The following is a 15,379-nucleotide window of genomic DNA, read 5'->3' on the forward strand; positions in this document are numbered from 1 at the left end:
GAGGGGCCGACCAGCACGAGGAACTCGCCGTCGGCGATCTCCAGATCGAGCCCGTCGACCGACGGGCGGTCCGCCCCCGGGTAGACGAGCGTCGCCTGCTCGTAGGTGACCGTTGCCATGGTGTGCTCCTCTGTTCCACCGGCCTCGTCGCCGGGTCTGGGGCTGTCCGGCTGGGGCGGGGACGCCGCGCCGGTAGGGGGATTCCGCGGTCAGGAGAGGGAGACGGCCGTCCAGGAGACCGGCGGCAGGACGACGCGCAGCGCGCCGCCTTCCACCGCGGCCCGGCCGTCGGGCCGCAGCCCGACCCGCTCCGGCCGGTCGGCGGTGTTGGCCGCGTGCGGGTCGGGGTCGGAGAGCGTCAGCGCCTCCTCGACCGTGCGCGCGCCGAGCGCCGCGAGGTCGACGGAGACCTCGACCTCGTCGGTCGGCGAGCGGTTCACCAGGAACAGCGCGACCCGGCCGGCGTCGGCAGTGGCGGCGGCGTCGACGACGGGTACCTCGCCGTACTGCGCCGTGTCGTACCGGGGGCCGTCGACGCCGACCTGGAGGGCGACGCCACGCGCCAGGCGCGAGGTGACCGCGAACGGGAAGAACGTCGACCGGCGCCACGCCGGCCCGTCCGGCTCGGCGCCGATCGGGGCGATCACGTTGACCAGCTGGGCGATCGAGGCGCTCGTCACCCGGTCCGCGTGGCGGAGCAGCGACATCAGCAGGCTGCCGACGACGACGCCGTCCACGACCGTGTAGGCGTCCTCGCTGAGGGGTGGGGCCACCGGCCAGTCGTCCATCCGCTTCGCGAGGTCCCCCTGCACCCGGGACAGGTACCAGACGTTCCACTCGTCGAAGGAGATCTGCATCGTCTTCCCGCTCCGGCGCACCGCCTGCACGTGGTCGGCGGTGGCGACGACGGTCTCGATGAACCGGTCCATGTCCGTCGCCGAGGCGAGGAAGGAACCGAGGTCGCCGTCCTTCTCCTCGTAGTACGCGTGGCAGGAGATGAAGTCGACGTCGTCGTAGGCGTGGGTGAGGACGGTGCGCTCCCAGTCCCCGAAGGTCGGCATCCCCGCACCGGACGAGCCGCAGGCGACGAGCTCGAGCCCGGGATCGAGCTGGCGCATGGCCTTGGCGGTGCGGGCGGCGAGCTTGCCGTAGTCCTCCGCGGAGCGCTGGCCCAGCTGCCACGGGCCGTCCATCTCGTTCCCGAGGCACCACATCCGCACGTCGAACGGCTCGCGGCGCCCGTTGCGGATCCGCTGCTCCGCGAGCGTCGTGCCCGAGGGCAGGTTGGCGTACTCGAGCAGGTCCAGCGCCTCCAGCGTGCCGCGCGTGCCGAGGTTGACCGCGAGCATGAGCTCCGCACCCACCTGGTCGAGCCACGAGGCGAACTCGTGCAGCCCCACCTCGTTGGTCTCCGTGCTGTGCCACGCGAGGTTGAGCCGCACGGGGCGGGACTCCCGCGGCCCGACGCCGTCCTCCCAGCGGAACCCGGAGACGAAGTTCCCGCCCGGGTACCGGACCGTCGTCACGCCCAGCTCCGCGACCAGCTCGAGCACGTCCCGGCGGAAGCCCTCCTCGTCCGCGGTCGGGTGCCCCGGCTCGTAGATGCCGCCGTACACCCCGCGCCCCATGTGCTCGACGAAGGCGCCGAAGAGCCGCCGGGACACCGGACCGACGGTCCGCGCCGGGTCGACGGTGAGGCGTGCGCGCAGCATCAGCCGGCCGCCGGTCGCGCGGGCCGCCCGAACCGGTCGCGCAGCCACGTCAGTTGCGCGCGCCGCTGGTGGGCCTCCCCGCCCTCGTGGTCGTTGAACGGGTAGACGGTGATGTCCTTCGGGCCGCCGTAGGCGTGGTACGCCGCGAAGACCGTCGACGGCGGGCAGATCTGGTCCATGAGGGCGACGGAGAACAGCGCGGGGGCCGACGACCGGCGGCAGAGGACCGCGGCGTCGAAGTAGCTCAACGTCGCGAACACCTGGTCCACGCGGTCCCGGTGCGCCTTGAGGTACCGCACGATCTCGCCGTACGGGTCACCGGGGGCGATGCGGGTGGCGCGCGGGAAGTCGCAGAGGAACGGCACGTCGGGCATGACCGCCCGCACGCCCGGAGCGAGCGCCGAGACCGCGAGCGCGAGCCCGCCGCCCTGGCTGACCCCGGTCACCGCCACGCGGTCGCGGTCGACCGCGGGGTGCGCCCGGAGCACCTCCAGAGCCCGGACGGCATCGGTGTGCACCCGCCGGTAGTAGTACTCCTGCGGCGACTCCACCCCCCGGGTCAGGAACCCCGGCTGCGCGGCCGCCGAGCCCACCGGGTCGCCGGTGTCCCCCACGGTCCAGCCGCTGCCCTGCCCGCGGGTGTCCACCACCAGGGAGGCGAACCCAGCCGACGCCCAGAAGACGTGCTCATGCGGCAGGCCGCGCCCGCCGTTGTAGCCCTGGTACTGGACCACCGCGGGCAGCGGCTCCTCCCCGCGCAGCGCGCGGGCGGGCAGGTGCAGCCAGGCCCGCACCTCGTGCCCGCCAAACCCGGCGAAGGCGACGTCGAAGGTCTCGACCGTCACCAGCCCGGAGTCGACCGGCGTCCAGGAGGCGTCCAGCGGCCACTGCCCCGCCTCCTCAAGCGTGGCGTCCCAGAACTCCTGGAGGTCCGCCGGTGCCGGCAGCCGCGGGGCGTAGCGCCGCAGGTCCTCCAGGGGCAGGTCGGTCTGCGGCATCAGGTCCCGCTCTGCCCGATGGCGCTGCCGCGCTGCTCGACGACGCTCTCCGGGTGCAGCCGCCGGTCGAAGCCGACCGTGCGGCGGTCGCCGGAGAGGGTCAGCCGGAGCACCTCGCGCACGTCGCCGCTGGAGGCGCCCACCCGGAGCTCGACCGCCCCCGGCTCGACGATGCGCGCGCCGGCCCGCCCGGTGAACGACGTGAGGTCGGCGTGCAGGGCGAACCGCACGGTGACGGCGGAGCCGGGCGCGAGGTCGACCCGCCGGGCGGCGAGGAGCGCCTGCACCGGCCGCACGACCTCCGCCGCGGGGTCGTGGAGGTACACCTGCACGACCTCGGTGACCTCGCGGTCGGTCTCGTTGCGGAGCTCCACCGACAGCTCGCTGGTCCCGTCGGTCGACCACTCGGAGCCGGTCAGCCCCCGGACCGGCCCCCAGGTCGCGGCGCCGTAGCCCAGCCCGTGGCCGAACGGGAACAGCGGCGTCGGGTCCACCGTGCTGACGTCGGTCTTCCGCCCCAGGGGCGAGGCGAGGTAGGTGGCCGGCTGGCTGCTCCCCGCCCGCGGGAAGCTCACCGGCAGCCGGCCCGACGGCGCCACGCGACCACCGAGGACGTCGGCGATCGCCGGGCCGCCCTCCTCGCCGGGGAAGAAGCCGCAGAGCACGGCGGCGAGCCGGTCGACCTGGCGGGACAGCTCGTACGGGCGGCCGGAGAGGAGCACGAGCACGACCGGCTTCCCCGTCGCGAGCAGCGCCTCGAGCAGCTCCTCCTGGCGGCCGGGGAGCCGCAGGTCCACCGCGTCGCAGCCCTCGCCGGAGGTGCCGTTGCCGAAGAGGCCGGCCTGGTCGCCGAGCACGGCGACGCAGACGTCGGCCTCGGCGGCGGCACGGGCGGCCGCCGCGATCCCGGCGTCGTCCCCGCCCACGACCGGGCAGCCCTCCGCGACGACGACGTCGTAGGCCTCCGGCGCGGTCCGCAGGGCGTCGGCGAGCGTCGGGATGTCGACGCCCACGGCCACCTCCGGGTGGTGCACGCCGACGTGCATCGGGAAGGAGTAGCAGCCGAGCATCGCCTGGGCGGTGTCGGCGCGGGGGCCCACCACCGCGAGGCGCATCCCGGGCCGCAGGGGCAGCGTGCCGTCGTTGGTGAGCAGCACGACCGAGCGGCGGGCGAGCTCCCCGGCGACGGCCCGGGACTCCTCGGAGTCCAGCTCCACCTCCCCGCCCAGGACCGCCGGCGAGTCCGGCGACCAGTCGGCGTCGAGCAGGCCCAGCTCGCACTTCTGCAGCAGCACCCGCCGCAGCGCCCGGTCCACCAGCGCCTCGTCCACGGCGCCGTCGCGCACCGCCGTCACCAGGGGCTCGCCGTAGCAGGCCACGGTGGGCAGCTCCACGTCGATGCCGGCCTCGAGCGCCCGCGCGGCGGCCTCCGCGGGCGAGCCGGCGACGCCGTGCAGGGTCTGGAGGAAGGCGACCGAGAAGTAGTCGGCGACGACGGTGCCGGTGAAGCCGTACGTCTCGCGGAGCAGCGTCGTCAGCAACGCCGGGTCGGCCGCCGCGGGCACCCCGTCGATGTCGGTGTAGGAGTTCATCACCGACCGCGCACCCGCCCGCAGCGCCATCTCGAACGGCGGGAGGAAGACGTCGGCGATCTCCCGGGGTCCGGCGGAGACCGGCGCGAGGTTCCGCCCCGCCCGCGAGGCGGAGTAGCCGACGAAGTGCTTGAGGGTGGCCACGATCCCGCTGGACTCCAGGCCGCGGACGTAGGCGCTGCCGATCGTGCCCACCAGGTGCGGGTCCTCGCCCATGGTCTCCTCGACCCGGCCCCAGCGCATGTCCCGGGCGACGTCGAGCACCGGGGCGAGCCCCTGGTGGACACCGAGCCGGCGCATGTTCTCCCCGATCAGGGCGCCCATGCGCTGCACGAGCTCGGGATCGAAGCTCGCCGCCCAGCACAGCGGCGAGGGGAAGGCGGTCGCCGTCCAGGCCGCCAGCCCGGTGAGGCACTCCTCGTGCACCAGGGCCGGGATGCCGAAGCGGCCGGCCGCCATGATCTGCCGCTGGCTCTCCGCGAGGCCCTTGGCGCCCAGCAGCGGGTCGACCGGTGCCGTCCCGAACGGCCTGGTCAGCTGCCCCAGCCCGCTGCGGACCAGCTCGTCCCAGTCGACCGGCGCGGCCGCCATCTCGTGCTGGTGGGGGGCGACCTCGCCCTCGGTCGCGTCGATACCCACCCACACGCCGTAGAGCTGGGCGACCTTCTCCTCCAGCGTCATGCGGGAGACGAGGTCGGTGACCCGGTCCTCGGCGGAGAGGTCCGGGTCGCGCCAGAGTGCGGAGCCGGTGTCGACGTTCATGACCATGCCTGCGGAAGTCCGTCCTGTGTCGTCGTTCGGGAGAGCGGCGGTCCGGGGAGCCGCCGGTGTCTGGGAAGGGCCGCGGCCGGTGCTGCGCCGGCAGCATCCTGCTCCGCCCGGGGTGGTGCGCCGGTCAGGCGAGGATGACCTCCGGCGTCGGCGCGTCGGGTCGCAGCCGCCAGGAGGCCATGCCGTCCCCCGCCGTCACCGTGTAGTCGCCGGCCCAGCCGCGCACGGCGACGCGGCCGTCGGCATCGGTCGGCAGCCGGGTCGGCGCCAGCCACCACTCGTCCTTGACCAGGCCGCGCAGGGCGTCGTAGGCGGGCTTGGGGCTGCCGTCGGCGCGCACCAGGCCCGCGGGGGCGCCCAGCCAGGCGCCCCGGTCGGTGATCCCCCAGTAGGTCACCGCCTGGACGGCGGGGTGGGCCAGCAGCGTCCGGTAGTGGCGCACGATGTCATCTGCCTGCCGCTCCTCGCCTTCGGGCGTGGAGGGCCACGCGTCGACCTGGTGGTCGTTGAGGTCCACGATCTCCGGCGGCATCAGGTCCCCGGAGACCAGGGTGGTCTCGGTCCAGTGCAGCGGGAGCCCGTAGCGGGCGAACCGGTCGAGGACCTCCTGCGTCCGCTCCTCCCCCCAGTAGCCCTGGTGCATGTGGCTCTGCAGGCCGATCGCGTCCACCTGCACCCCGGCCTCGAGGACCCCCTCGATCAGGCACTCGTAGGCCGTGGACAGGTTGAAGTCGTTGAGGACCAGCGTCGTGCCGGGGTTCGCCCGGCGCGCCTCCTCGAAGGCCAGCCGGATGGTGGGGAGCCGGCCGATGCGGCGGCACAGCCTGATGATGGCGTTCGGCCGTTCCTCGTTCGCGAAGACCGGCATGATGACGACCTCGTTAATCGCGTCCCAGACGTCGACCAGCCCCGTGAACGAGGTGACCTCCCGCCGGACGCGCCACCGCACGATCTCCTCGACCTCGGCGTCGGAGTAGCCCGTGAGCCAGTCCGGGGCGAGGGTGTGCCAGACCAGCGGATGGCCCTTCACCGTCACGCCGCGGTCGCGGAACCAGGCCGCCGCGGCCTGCAGCCGCCGGGTGTCGGGCTCGCCCTCCACCGGCTCGAAGCCCGCCCAGTAGAACGGCAGGGTGGCGGTGTTGAACACGTCCAGCCACAGGTCCACGAGCTGCCCGGCCGCCTCCCGGCCGGCGCCGCCGAACACGTCCGCCGGGGCCTCCGCCCGCTCCTCGCCGGCCAGCCCCACGAAGTCGAAGCCGATGTTCCCGAAGGCGAAGTCGTGCCGGACCTGCTCGACCAGCACCTCGGTGTCGGCGCACGGCGAACCGTCCGCGCGCCGCACGGTGAGCGTGGCATCGGAGCACCGGACCGCCTCGACGGCGGCTGCTGGGGTCATGGCGCGAAATCGTTATCGACAACGATTGACAGCGCAAGCCCTGGCTGTCACGTTCTCGGAACGTGTTCCACGCCACGACGGCGTGCGGAGGAACGAAGGGGTTCAGACATGCGGCGTTCGGGGCGAGCAGCTCTCTCGGTGCTGTGCAGCAGCGCGGTCCTGCTGACGGCCACTGCCTGCGGTGGCAGTGAGGACACCAGCGCTTCCGGAGGAGGAGGCGACGACAACACCATCACCTGGTGGCACAACTCGAACAACGAGCCCGGACGCGGCTACTACGAGCAGGTGGCGGCGGACTTCGAGGACGCCAACCCCGGCGTCGAGGTCGAGGTCGTGGCCATGGCCCACGAGGACATGGTCGACCGGCTGGCGGCCGCCTTCCAGAGCGGCGACGTGCCGGACGTCTACATGGAGCGCGGCGGTGGCGAGCTCGCCGACCACGTGGAGGCCGGCCTGGTCCGCGACCTCACCCAGGAGGCGGACGAGACGATCGAGAAGCTCGGCGGCAGCGTCTCCGGGTGGCAGGTGGACGGCCAGACGTACGCGCTGCCGTTCTCCCTCGGCGTCGTGGGCTTCTGGTACAACACCGCGCTCTTCGAGCAGGCCGGCATCACCGAGCCGCCGGCCACGATGGAGGAGCTCTACACCGCCATCGACAAGCTGAAGGCCGCGGGCATCGTCCCCATCTCGGTCGGCGCGGGCGACAAGTGGCCGGCCGCCCACTACTGGTACTACACGGCGCTGCGGGCGTGCGGCCAGGACGTCCTGGAGGACGCGGTCACCAGCCTCGACTTCACCGACGAGTGCTTCGTGCAGGCCGGGGAGACTCTCGAGGAGCTGCTGGCGACCGAGCCCTTCAACCCGGGCTTCCTCACCACGCCGGCGCAGGAGGGGGCCAGCTCGGCCTCGGGCCTGCTGGCCACCGACCAGGTCGCGATGGAGCTGGCCGGACACTGGGAGCCCGGCGTGATGCAGGGCCTCACCGATGACGGCGCGGGCCTGGGCGAGAACACCGGCTGGTTCGCCTTCCCCGAGATCGAGGGTGGCGAGGGCGACCCCGAGGCCCAGCTCGGCGGTGGCGACGCGTGGGCCGTCTCGACCGACGCGCCCGACGCATCGGTCGACCTGGTCAACTACCTGCTCTCCGACGAGGTGCAGACCGGGTTCGCGGAGAACGACATGGGGCTGCCGACCAACCCGGCCGCCACGGACGCCGTCTCCGACCCGGCGCTGGCCCAGCTGCTCGAGGTCCGCGACGCGGCGCCGTACATCCAGCTCTACTTCGACACCGCGTTCGGCGCGTCGATCGGTGGGGCGATGAACGACGCTATCGCCCTCATGTTCGCCGACCAGGCGACGGCGCAGGACGTCGTGGACGCGACCGTGCAGGCCGCCGACATGGAGAAGTGATCCACCGATGACCAGAGTGACCGCTGCGCCGGAGGCGACCGACCCCGGCGCAGCGGTCACCCGGGGCGCAGACGCGCGCCGGGTGACCGGACGCGGCCGGAGCGGAAAGCGCCGGCAGCGCCTCGAGATCGTCCTGTTCGTGACGCCGGCCCTGGCCCTGATGGCGACCTTCGTCGCGTACCCGGTCTACTCCGCGGCCCGGATGTCGTTCTACGACTGGAAGGGCTTCGGCCCGATGGTCGACTCCGTCGGCCTGCAGAACTACGTGCGCGTCCTGGGCGACGAGGTCTTCACCGACGCGGTCATGCACAACTTCATCATCGTGTTCGCCTCGATCGCGGTGCAGCTGCCGCTGGGCCTGGCGCTCGCGCTGCTGCTCAACCGGCGGATCAGGGCGCGCGGGCTGCTCCGGACGATCATCTTCGTCCCCTACGTGCTGGCCGAGGTGATCGCCGGGGTCGTGTGGTTCCAGCTGCTGCAGCCGCGCACCGGCGTCCTCGAGAAGATGCTGTCGTCGGTGGGGATCCCGGTTCCCGAGCAGGGGTTCCTCGGCACCCCCGACCTCGCGCTGGCCACCGTCTTCGTCGTCCTCACGTGGAAGTACCTCGGCCTCGCCGTGCTGCTCTTCCTCGCCGGGCTCCAGGGCGTGCCGGACGAGCTGTACGAGGCCGCCCAGCTCGACGGCGCCTCGTGGTGGCAGGTCCAGCGCCGCATCGCGGTCCCGCTGATCGCGCCGACCATCCGCGTTTGGATCTTCCTGTCGATGATCGGCTCGCTGCAGCTGTTCGACATGGTCTGGATCCTGACCGGCGGCGGGCCGGCGAACGCGACCACCACGATGGCCACCTACCTGGTCAGCATGGGTACCCAGCGCAGCAACTTCGGCATCGCGGGCGCCGCGTCGGTCGTGCTGTTCCTCATCGGCTTCGCGATGGCGGTGGCCTACCAGGCCCTGGTGCTGCGCCGCGACACGAAGGCGGACGCATGAACCCGGCCGGGCGCACACCGAGAGAGGAACGACGCTGATGGCACGGCGAGCGACGGCGTACGGGCGAGGTGGCCCGTTCGTCTACCTGGTGGCGTTGCTGGTCGTGGCGGTGACGCTGGGGCCGGTGCTCTACGGCGCACTCGGTGGCTTCCGCACCAACGCGCAGCTGGCGCGCGACCCCGCCGGTCTGCCGGATCCGTGGGTGTTCAGCAACTACACGAACGTCCTGAGCAACTCCGCCTTCTGGCAGTACACGCTCAACTCGACGGCGATCGCCGTCATCACCACGGCGGTGGCGGTCCTCGCCGGCGTGATGGCCGCCTACCCGCTGGCCCGCTACCAGTTCAAGTTCCGGGAGCCGGTGTTCCTGGTCTTCGTGATCGGGCTGCTGTTCCCGGCGGCCGTGGCGATCATCCCGCTGTTCATCCTCGTGACGCAGGACCTGCAGCTCGGCGACACCTGGTGGGGGGTGGCGCTGCCGCAGGCGGCGTTCGCGCTCCCGGTCACCGTGGTGATCCTGCGGCCGTTCCTGGCGGCGCTGCCCAAGGAGCTCGAGGAGGCGGCCATGCTCGACGGCGCCACCCGGGTGGGGATCTTCTGGCGGATCGCGCTGCCGCTGTCGATGCCGGCGCTGGTCACCGTCGGCGTCCTCGCCTTCGTCACCTCGTGGAACGCCTACCTGCTGCCGCTGCTGCTGCTGCGGGGAGACACGCGCACCCTGCCCCTGGGCGTGGCCGACTTCTCCACCCAGTACTCGGCCGACACCGCCGGGGTGCTGGCGTTCACCACCATCGCGATGATCCCCGCGCTCGTGCTGTTCCTCGCGATGCAGCGGCACATCGTCAGCGGGCTCCAGGGGGCGGTCAAGGGGTGAACCCGGCGCCCGCCGCCGGGCCCTGACCGACCGGTCCGCCGGTCGTGCCCGGCGGCCCCGGCCGCCTCGGAAGGGGGACGGCCGGCCCCGGATGTGGTTCAGTCCCGACGCGGGGCTGCCGTCCACCGAGACCTACCGGGCCGTCGAGGCCCCGCCGGCCTGCCCCTGGCAGTCCGGACGACGAGAGGGTGAACATGTCGATCGACTCATCCCGCGACGCCGTCGCCGGCCGGGGCGTCGGCGTGGGCCCGGGCGCCGGGACGCCGGTCCTCCCGGCACCGTCCCTCCGGGGCCGCGTGACGATGCAGCAGGTGGCCGCCGAGGCCGGCGTCTCGATCTCCACCGTGTCCAAGGTGATCAACGGGCGGTACGGGGTGTCGTCGGAGACCGTCGACCACGTCAGCCGGGTCATCGACCGGCTCGGCTACGAGGCGAGCCTGGTCGCGCGGAGCCTGCGCAACCACCGCACCAACGTCATCGGCGTCCTGGTCATGGACTTCGAGCCGTTCAGCACGGAGGTCCTCAAGGGCGTCGCCGACGCCATCCACGGGTCCGGCTACGAGCTGATCGCCTACTCCGCCGGCGGGCACGTCGAGGCGCGCGAGGGGTGGGAGCGGCGGTCGCTGTCCCGGCTGATGGGGTCGCTGGTCGACGGCGCCGTGCTCGTCACCCCCACCGTGACCGACGTCCAGGCCGACGGGCCGGTCGTGGCCGTCGACCCGCACACCGGTCCGTCGCGGCTGCCCTCGGTGGCCGCGGACAACCTCGAGGGCGCCCGGCTCGGGGTGGCGCACCTGCTCGGGCTGGGGCACACCCGGATCGGCATGATCACCGGCCGGGCGGACCTCTTGTCGGCCCAGCAGCGGGAGCAGGGCTACCGCGAGGCGCTGGCGGCCGCGGGGCTGCCCGTGGACGAGACGCTGATGAGCTCCGGCGGCTTCGAGCCCGAGCTGGCGCGGTCGGCGGCCCGCGAGCTGCTCGCGCGCCCCGAGCCGCCGACGGCGGTCTTCGCGGCGAACGACCTCTCGGCCCTGGCGACGCTCGAGGTGGCCGCCGAGCTCGGGCTGGACGTGCCCGGCCGGCTCTCGGTCATGGGGTTCGACAACATCCCGGAGTCCGCGCTCGCCGACCCCTCGCTGACGACGGTGCAGCAGCCGATCCGGCGGATGGGCGAGGAGGCCACGACCATGCTGCTGTCGCTCATCGCCGGCGAGGAGCTCACCGAGCCGCACCGCACCCTGGCGACCTCCGCCGTCGTCCGGGGGTCCACCGCTCCCCCGCGCCCGGCCTGACCGCGGGCCCTAGAGCCCGACCAGCTCCTGGAGGGCGCCGAGCTCCTCGCGGCTGAGCTTGCGGATGGTGCCCGAGCGCATCGCCCGCAGCTCGATCGGGCCGACGGCGGTCCGGGTCAACCGGGACACCGGCAGCCCGACCGCGGCCAGCAGCCGCCGGACGATGTGCTTGCGGCCCTCGTGCAGGACGACCTCCACGACCGACTGCCCGGCGTGGGTGTCGACCACCCGGAACGAGTCGACCTTCACCGGGCCGTCCTCCAGGTCGATGCCCGCCCGCAGCCGCCGGGAGAGGTCCCGCGGCACCGAGCCGGACACCTGGGCCAGGTAGGTCTTGCGCACCTCGTAGCTCGGGTGCGCCAGGCGGTGCGCCAGCTCGCCGTCGTTGGTGATCAGCAGCAGGCCCTCGGTGTCCTGGTCCAGCCGGCCGACGTGCACCAGCCCCTTGGCGAGGTCGCCGACCATGTCACCGACGGTCGGCCGGTTGCGGTCGTCGCTCATGGCGGTGATCACGCCCGGCGGCTTGTTCATGGCGTAGCTGACCCGGTCGTCGCGGATCTCGAGCCGGACCCCGTCGACGGCGATCTTGTCGTGCGCCGGGTCCACCCGCATGCCCTGCACCCGCACCTGCGCGCCGTTCACGCTGATCCGGCCGGCGTCGATCATGTCCTCGACCACGCGGCGCGACGCGACGCCGGCCCGGGCCAGGACCTTCTGCAGCCGCTCGCCCTGCGGGTCGCCGCCGGTGTCGGCGGGCGCCCGGTCGCCGGGGTGCACCGGGGCGAGCTCCATGTCCTCGGACCAGCCGTCGCCGGCCGCGGTGGTGCTCTCGTCGTTCGGGTTCGCGGTGTTCATCGCCGTCCAGTCTCCCACCCGCCCGCGCGCCCTTCCGCCACCGCACGAGCCGGGCGCCAGTGAGCGCGCCCGCTGCCTGGGCGACCCGGCCGGGACGTGACGCTCAGGCGTCGGGGTGCTCGTCGAGCATCGCCGACGTGTCCGGCAGCAACGGCGCCAGCTCCGGCAGCTCGTCGAGGCCGCGGAGCCCGAGGCGCTCCAGGAACAGCGGTGTCGTCGCGTAGAGCCCGCCGCCGCTGTCGGGGTCGCTGCCCACCTCCCGCACCAGCCCGCGGCCGATGAGGGTGCGCATCACGCCGTCCACCCCGACCCCGCGGATCGCCGCCACCCGCGCGCGGGTGACCGGCTGGCGGTAGGCGATGACGGCGAGGGTCTCCAGCGCCGCCTGGGTCAGCCGGCTGCGCTGTCCTTCGCCGAGATAGCGCTCGACGACGGTCGCGTGCTCGTCCCGGGTGTACAGCCGCCACGCCTCCCCCACCCTGCGGAGCGTGACGCCGGCCGACCGCTCGTCGTAGCCGGCCGCCAGCGCGGCCAGGCCCTCGCGCACCTGGGCGACCGGGCAGCGCAGGGCCGCGGCCAGCGTCTCCTCGTCGACGGGGTCGTCGACCACGAACAGCAGGGCCTCCAGGCCACCGCGCAGCTCGCCGGGGTCGAGCAGCTCGAGCGGCTCCGGCTCGGGCTCGGGCTCCGGCTCGGGCTCGGGCTCGGGTGCGGGAGCGGGGTCGCCGTCCGGGGCGGGCTCCTCCTCGGCCGGGACGGCCGGCACCGGCTGCTCCTCCACCGGCCGCTCGGCGACCCGTGCGGCCAGCTCGGCGGCGACGGCGTCCCAGGCGGTCGGATCGGCGTCCCCTCGGGCCTCGGCCTGCTCCCGCGTGGCCGCCAGCTCGGCGGCCAGGGCCGCCCAGGAGATGGGGCCGCGGTCCTGGTCCGGGGGCTGCTCGCTCACCGGTACTCCTCGTCGGCGTCGGGGGCCGGTGCTCCGGCCGGGTCGGGTACCGCATCGCCGGTCCACCGCACGTGCAGCTCGCCCAGCGGCGTCAGCTGCTCGAACACCACCCGCTGCTGCCGGTAGAGCTCGAGCAGCGCCAGGAACCGCGCGACCACCTCGAGGGTGTGCCCGCAGTCCGCCGTGAGCGCCCGGAAGCTGGTCGTGCCCGCCCGCACCAGCTGGTTGCGGACGAGCAGCAGCTGCTCCGCGACGCTGACCGCCGGCGCGTGCAGGTGCGCCACGCTGACCTGCTCGGGCACCTTGGGCGCGAGCACGCGGGCGGCCAGGGCGGCGAACTGCGCCGGCGTCAGGTCCAGCAGCACCTCGGGGACCAGCTCGGCGAACCGCGGCTCCAGCGCCACCTGGCGCGGGAACCGCCGGGCCGCCTCCTCGTCGCGCTGCCGGAGGAAGGCGGCGGCCTGCTTGTAGGCCTTGTACTGCAGCAGCCGGGCGAAGAGCAGGTCCCGGGCCTCCAGCAGCTCCAGGTCGTCCTCGTCGTCGACGTCGGCGGCCGGCAGCAGCCGGGCGGCCTTGAGGTCCAGCAGGGTGGCGGCGACCACCAGGAACTCGCTGGCCTGGTCGAGGTCCAGCTCGTCGCCGAGCGCTCGGAGGTGGGCCATGAACTCGTCGGTGACCGTCGACAGCGCGATCTCGGTGACGTCGAGCTTGTGCTTGCCGATCAGCTGCAGCAGCAGGTCGAACGGCCCCTCGAAGTTCGTCAGCCGGACGGTGAAGCGCCCACCCGCCCGCGCTTCCGTCATCACCGCAGCTTAGGAGCGAGCCGTCCCGGGCGCGGGGGCCGGAGGCCTCCCGGCCGGGACGGCTGGACCCGCCCGTGCCGACCGGCGGGCGACACCTGGCCGCGGTGTCGTCCGGAGGACGACGATGTCAGCTCCCCCGGAGGGATGTCAGCGCCCGTGCAGGCGACGGACCAGGACCGAGTCCTCACCGCGCTCGGTCAGGTCGGCCAGCAGGACCGAGATGGCCTCCCGGACGATCCGGCCGCGGTCGGCGGCCAGCCCGTGCTCGGCCCGCAGGGTCAGCCGCGCCGTCTCCAGCGCGAGCAGCTCGTCGGCGGAGATGTAGACGGTGATCTTCTCGTCGTGCTTCGTCCGCTCCGCGCGGCCGCGCATGGGCCGCCCGCGGGTGGGCACCTTCGGCTGGAGGACCGCTGCCGGGCCCGGCTGCGCCGGGGCGCCGCGGAAGGCCGCGAGGTCGTCGGCCTCCGCACCGCCGGGGACGAGCGTCAGCGGCGCGGCGGCCTCGGCCGCCTCGCTGGACCGCCGGGCGGTGCCGGCGCTGCGCAGCGCCGGCGAGCTCGCCGGCGTCGGCAGGCTGGGCAGCTCGGTGACCTCGGGGGCCGCCGTGGTGTCGGTGCGGCGGAACAGCTCCGAGGCACCCGGAAGAACAGGACGGCGCGTCATGCCGACACCTCCTCGCTGGCGCTCGTCGGCTGCATGACCGGAGTCGCTGCGCCCCTGGGTGATCTCGCCCGCTCGATCACAGTGCCAGCACCTCCTTGGCGAGGTCGCGGTACGCGGCGGCGCCGGTCGACGTGGGCGCCCACGTGGTGATCGGCTGGCCGGCGACCGTGGTCTCCGGGAACCGCACGGTGCGCTGGATGACGGTCTTGAACACGGTGTCGCCGAAGGCCTCGACCACCCGGCTGAACACCTCCCGGCAGTGCACGGTCCGGGAGTCGTACATGGTGGCCAGGATGCCGTTGATCTCCAGCGACGGGTTCAGCCGCTCCTTGACCTTGTCGATGGTGTCGACCAGCAGGGCGACGCCGCGCAGCGAGAAGAACTCGCACTCCAGCGGGATGACCACGCCCTGGGCGGCGGTCAGCGCGTTCACCGTCAGCAGGCCCAGGGAGGGCTGGCAGTCGATGAGGATGTAGTCGTACTCGTCGCGGACGTCGGCCAGCACGCGCAGCAGGGTCTGCTCCCGCGCGACCTCGCTGACCAGCTGCACCTCGGCGGCGGAGAGGTCGATGTTGCTCGGCACCAGGTCCAGGCCCGGGATGTCGGTGGGCACCCGGACGTCGCGCAGGCTCGTCCGCCGCTCCATGAGCGCGTTGTAGATGGTCCGGTCCATGTTCTGCGCCGGGATCCCGAGACCGACCGACAGGGCGCCCTGCGGGTCGAGGTCGATGAGCAGCACCTTCCGGCCGAACTCGGTCAGCGCGGCACCCAGGTTGATCGTCGACGTGGTCTTGCCGACCCCGCCCTTCTGGTTGCACATCGCGATGATGCGGGCCGGCCCGTGCTCGGTCAGGGGCTTGGGGTCCGGGAGGCGCCGCTGGCGCGCCCGGGCCGGGTCCTGTCGCAGCGCAGCCGCCCCCATCTCGGGGTCGGTGTCGTGCGGGCGCGCGACGGCAGAGGCCGCGTCCGCTCGGATCGCCATGGGTGTTCGCCTCCAGCTCGGCCCGGTCCGGACGTTCCGGGTGCGGTCAGCCGTCCTGTCCGCTCGGGGTGAGGAGGACGTTAGGGAGCGAGGAGCA

At 73.6% G+C, this 15,379-nt stretch carries 13 protein-coding genes; 4 read left to right on the top strand and 9 right to left on the bottom strand.

Translation table 11 applies throughout. The features are described from left to right. Nucleotides 1–209 precede the first annotated feature (209 nt). The 4 genes from arfA to BD833_RS21105 all read right to left on the bottom strand — a co-directional run bounded on the left by arfA (nt 210) and on the right by BD833_RS21105 (nt 6,469). Nucleotides 210–1,712, bottom strand: coding sequence for an arabinosylfuranosidase ArfA (gene arfA, locus BD833_RS21090; protein WP_166535132.1), 1,503 nt, complete (start codon nt 1,710–1,712; stop codon nt 210–212). Next, nucleotides 1,712–2,710 carry an acetylxylan esterase gene (locus BD833_RS21095; RefSeq protein WP_166535133.1) on the bottom strand — a complete coding sequence of 333 codons (999 nt, stop codon included), beginning with the start codon at nt 2,708–2,710 and terminating at the stop codon, nt 1,712–1,714. Before BD833_RS21095 ends, arfA begins: the two co-directional genes overlap by 1 nt. Further along, complete coding sequence (locus BD833_RS21100; protein WP_243737863.1) at nt 2,710–5,064, bottom strand: beta-xylosidase/alpha-l-arabinosidase; 2,355 nt, start codon at nt 5,062–5,064, stop codon at nt 2,710–2,712. The genes BD833_RS21095 and BD833_RS21100 overlap by 1 nt, the downstream gene beginning before the upstream one ends. 133 nt (nt 5,065–5,197) lie before the next feature. After that, the gene (locus BD833_RS21105) at nt 5,198–6,469 is read right to left on the bottom strand and encodes an endo-1,4-beta-xylanase (RefSeq protein ID WP_166535135.1); all 1,272 of its coding nucleotides are present in this window, start codon (nt 6,467–6,469) and stop codon (nt 5,198–5,200) included. Nucleotides 6,470–6,607: 138 nt separating this feature from the next. On the opposite strand from BD833_RS21105, the gene BD833_RS21110 reads away from it, so the two are divergent. The 4 genes from BD833_RS21110 to BD833_RS21125 all read left to right on the top strand — a co-directional run bounded on the left by BD833_RS21110 (nt 6,608) and on the right by BD833_RS21125 (nt 11,033). Next, on the top strand, nt 6,608–7,879 hold the full coding sequence (locus tag BD833_RS21110) for an extracellular solute-binding protein (RefSeq protein WP_208092805.1): 1,272 nt from the start codon (nt 6,608–6,610) through the stop codon (nt 7,877–7,879). A gap of 7 nt (nt 7,880–7,886) precedes the next feature. Further along, nucleotides 7,887–8,867 (top strand): carbohydrate ABC transporter permease, encoded by a 981-nt coding sequence (locus BD833_RS21115; protein WP_166535137.1) that lies wholly within the window; start codon nt 7,887–7,889, stop codon nt 8,865–8,867. A 37-nt stretch (nt 8,868–8,904) separates the two neighbouring features. Then, on the top strand, nt 8,905–9,741 hold the full coding sequence (locus BD833_RS21120; protein ID WP_166535138.1) for a carbohydrate ABC transporter permease: 837 nt from the start codon (nt 8,905–8,907) through the stop codon (nt 9,739–9,741). Between the two features lie 194 nt (nt 9,742–9,935). Next, entirely contained in the window at nt 9,936–11,033 is a 1,098-nt protein-coding gene (locus BD833_RS21125) for a LacI family DNA-binding transcriptional regulator (protein ID WP_208092806.1), read from the top strand. A 9-nt stretch (nt 11,034–11,042) separates the two neighbouring features. On the opposite strand, the gene BD833_RS21130 is transcribed toward BD833_RS21125, so the two are convergent. The 5 genes from BD833_RS21130 to BD833_RS21150 all read right to left on the bottom strand — a co-directional run bounded on the left by BD833_RS21130 (nt 11,043) and on the right by BD833_RS21150 (nt 15,282). Then, nucleotides 11,043–11,888: a pseudouridine synthase gene (locus BD833_RS21130; protein WP_208092807.1), complete on the bottom strand. Its 846-nt coding sequence runs from the start codon at nt 11,886–11,888 to the stop codon at nt 11,043–11,045. 103 nt (nt 11,889–11,991) lie between these two features. Further along, nucleotides 11,992–12,834, bottom strand: a complete 843-nt coding sequence (scpB, locus tag BD833_RS21135; RefSeq protein ID WP_166535139.1) for an SMC-Scp complex subunit ScpB — start codon at nt 12,832–12,834, stop codon at nt 11,992–11,994. Beyond that, entirely contained in the window at nt 12,831–13,637 is an 807-nt protein-coding gene (locus BD833_RS21140; RefSeq protein ID WP_166535140.1) for a segregation and condensation protein A, read from the bottom strand. Before BD833_RS21140 ends, scpB begins: the two co-directional genes overlap by 4 nt. A 147-nt stretch (nt 13,638–13,784) precedes the next feature. Further along, nucleotides 13,785–14,300, bottom strand: coding sequence for a hypothetical protein (locus BD833_RS21145; RefSeq protein WP_166535141.1), 516 nt, complete (start codon nt 14,298–14,300; stop codon nt 13,785–13,787). 76 nt (nt 14,301–14,376) lie between these two features. After that, a complete protein-coding gene (locus BD833_RS21150; RefSeq protein WP_243737864.1) occupies nt 14,377–15,282 on the bottom strand; it encodes a ParA family protein in 906 nt (301 codons plus the stop codon). Nucleotides 15,283–15,379 lie beyond the last annotated feature (97 nt).

It is taken from the genome of Blastococcus xanthinilyticus, from assembly GCF_008124835.1.
In the GTDB taxonomy this organism is placed as follows: Bacteria; Actinomycetota; Actinomycetes; order Mycobacteriales; family Geodermatophilaceae; genus Blastococcus; species Blastococcus xanthinilyticus.

Bases quoted from the DNA above. Each gene is read 5' to 3' on its own strand.
- arfA (WP_166535132.1), bottom strand. From the start codon at position 1,712: ATGCTGCGCGCACGCCTCACCGTCGACCCGGCGCGGACCGTCGGTCCG.
- BD833_RS21095 (WP_166535133.1), bottom strand. From the start codon at position 2,710: ATGCCGCAGACCGACCTGCCCCTGGAGGACCTGCGGCGCTACGCCCCG.
- BD833_RS21100 (WP_243737863.1), bottom strand. From the start codon at position 5,064: ATGAACGTCGACACCGGCTCCGCACTCTGGCGCGACCCGGACCTCTCC.
- BD833_RS21105 (WP_166535135.1), bottom strand. From the start codon at position 6,469: ATGACCCCAGCAGCCGCCGTCGAGGCGGTCCGGTGCTCCGATGCCACG.
- BD833_RS21115 (WP_166535137.1), top strand. From the start codon at position 7,887: ATGACCAGAGTGACCGCTGCGCCGGAGGCGACCGACCCCGGCGCAGCG.
- BD833_RS21120 (WP_166535138.1), top strand. From the start codon at position 8,905: ATGGCACGGCGAGCGACGGCGTACGGGCGAGGTGGCCCGTTCGTCTAC.
- BD833_RS21125 (WP_208092806.1), top strand. From the start codon at position 9,936: ATGTCGATCGACTCATCCCGCGACGCCGTCGCCGGCCGGGGCGTCGGC.
- BD833_RS21130 (WP_208092807.1), bottom strand. From the start codon at position 11,888: ATGAACACCGCGAACCCGAACGACGAGAGCACCACCGCGGCCGGCGAC.
- BD833_RS21140 (WP_166535140.1), bottom strand. From the start codon at position 13,637: ATGACGGAAGCGCGGGCGGGTGGGCGCTTCACCGTCCGGCTGACGAAC.
- BD833_RS21145 (WP_166535141.1), bottom strand. From the start codon at position 14,300: ATGACGCGCCGTCCTGTTCTTCCGGGTGCCTCGGAGCTGTTCCGCCGC.
- BD833_RS21150 (WP_243737864.1), bottom strand. From the start codon at position 15,282: ATGGCGATCCGAGCGGACGCGGCCTCTGCCGTCGCGCGCCCGCACGAC.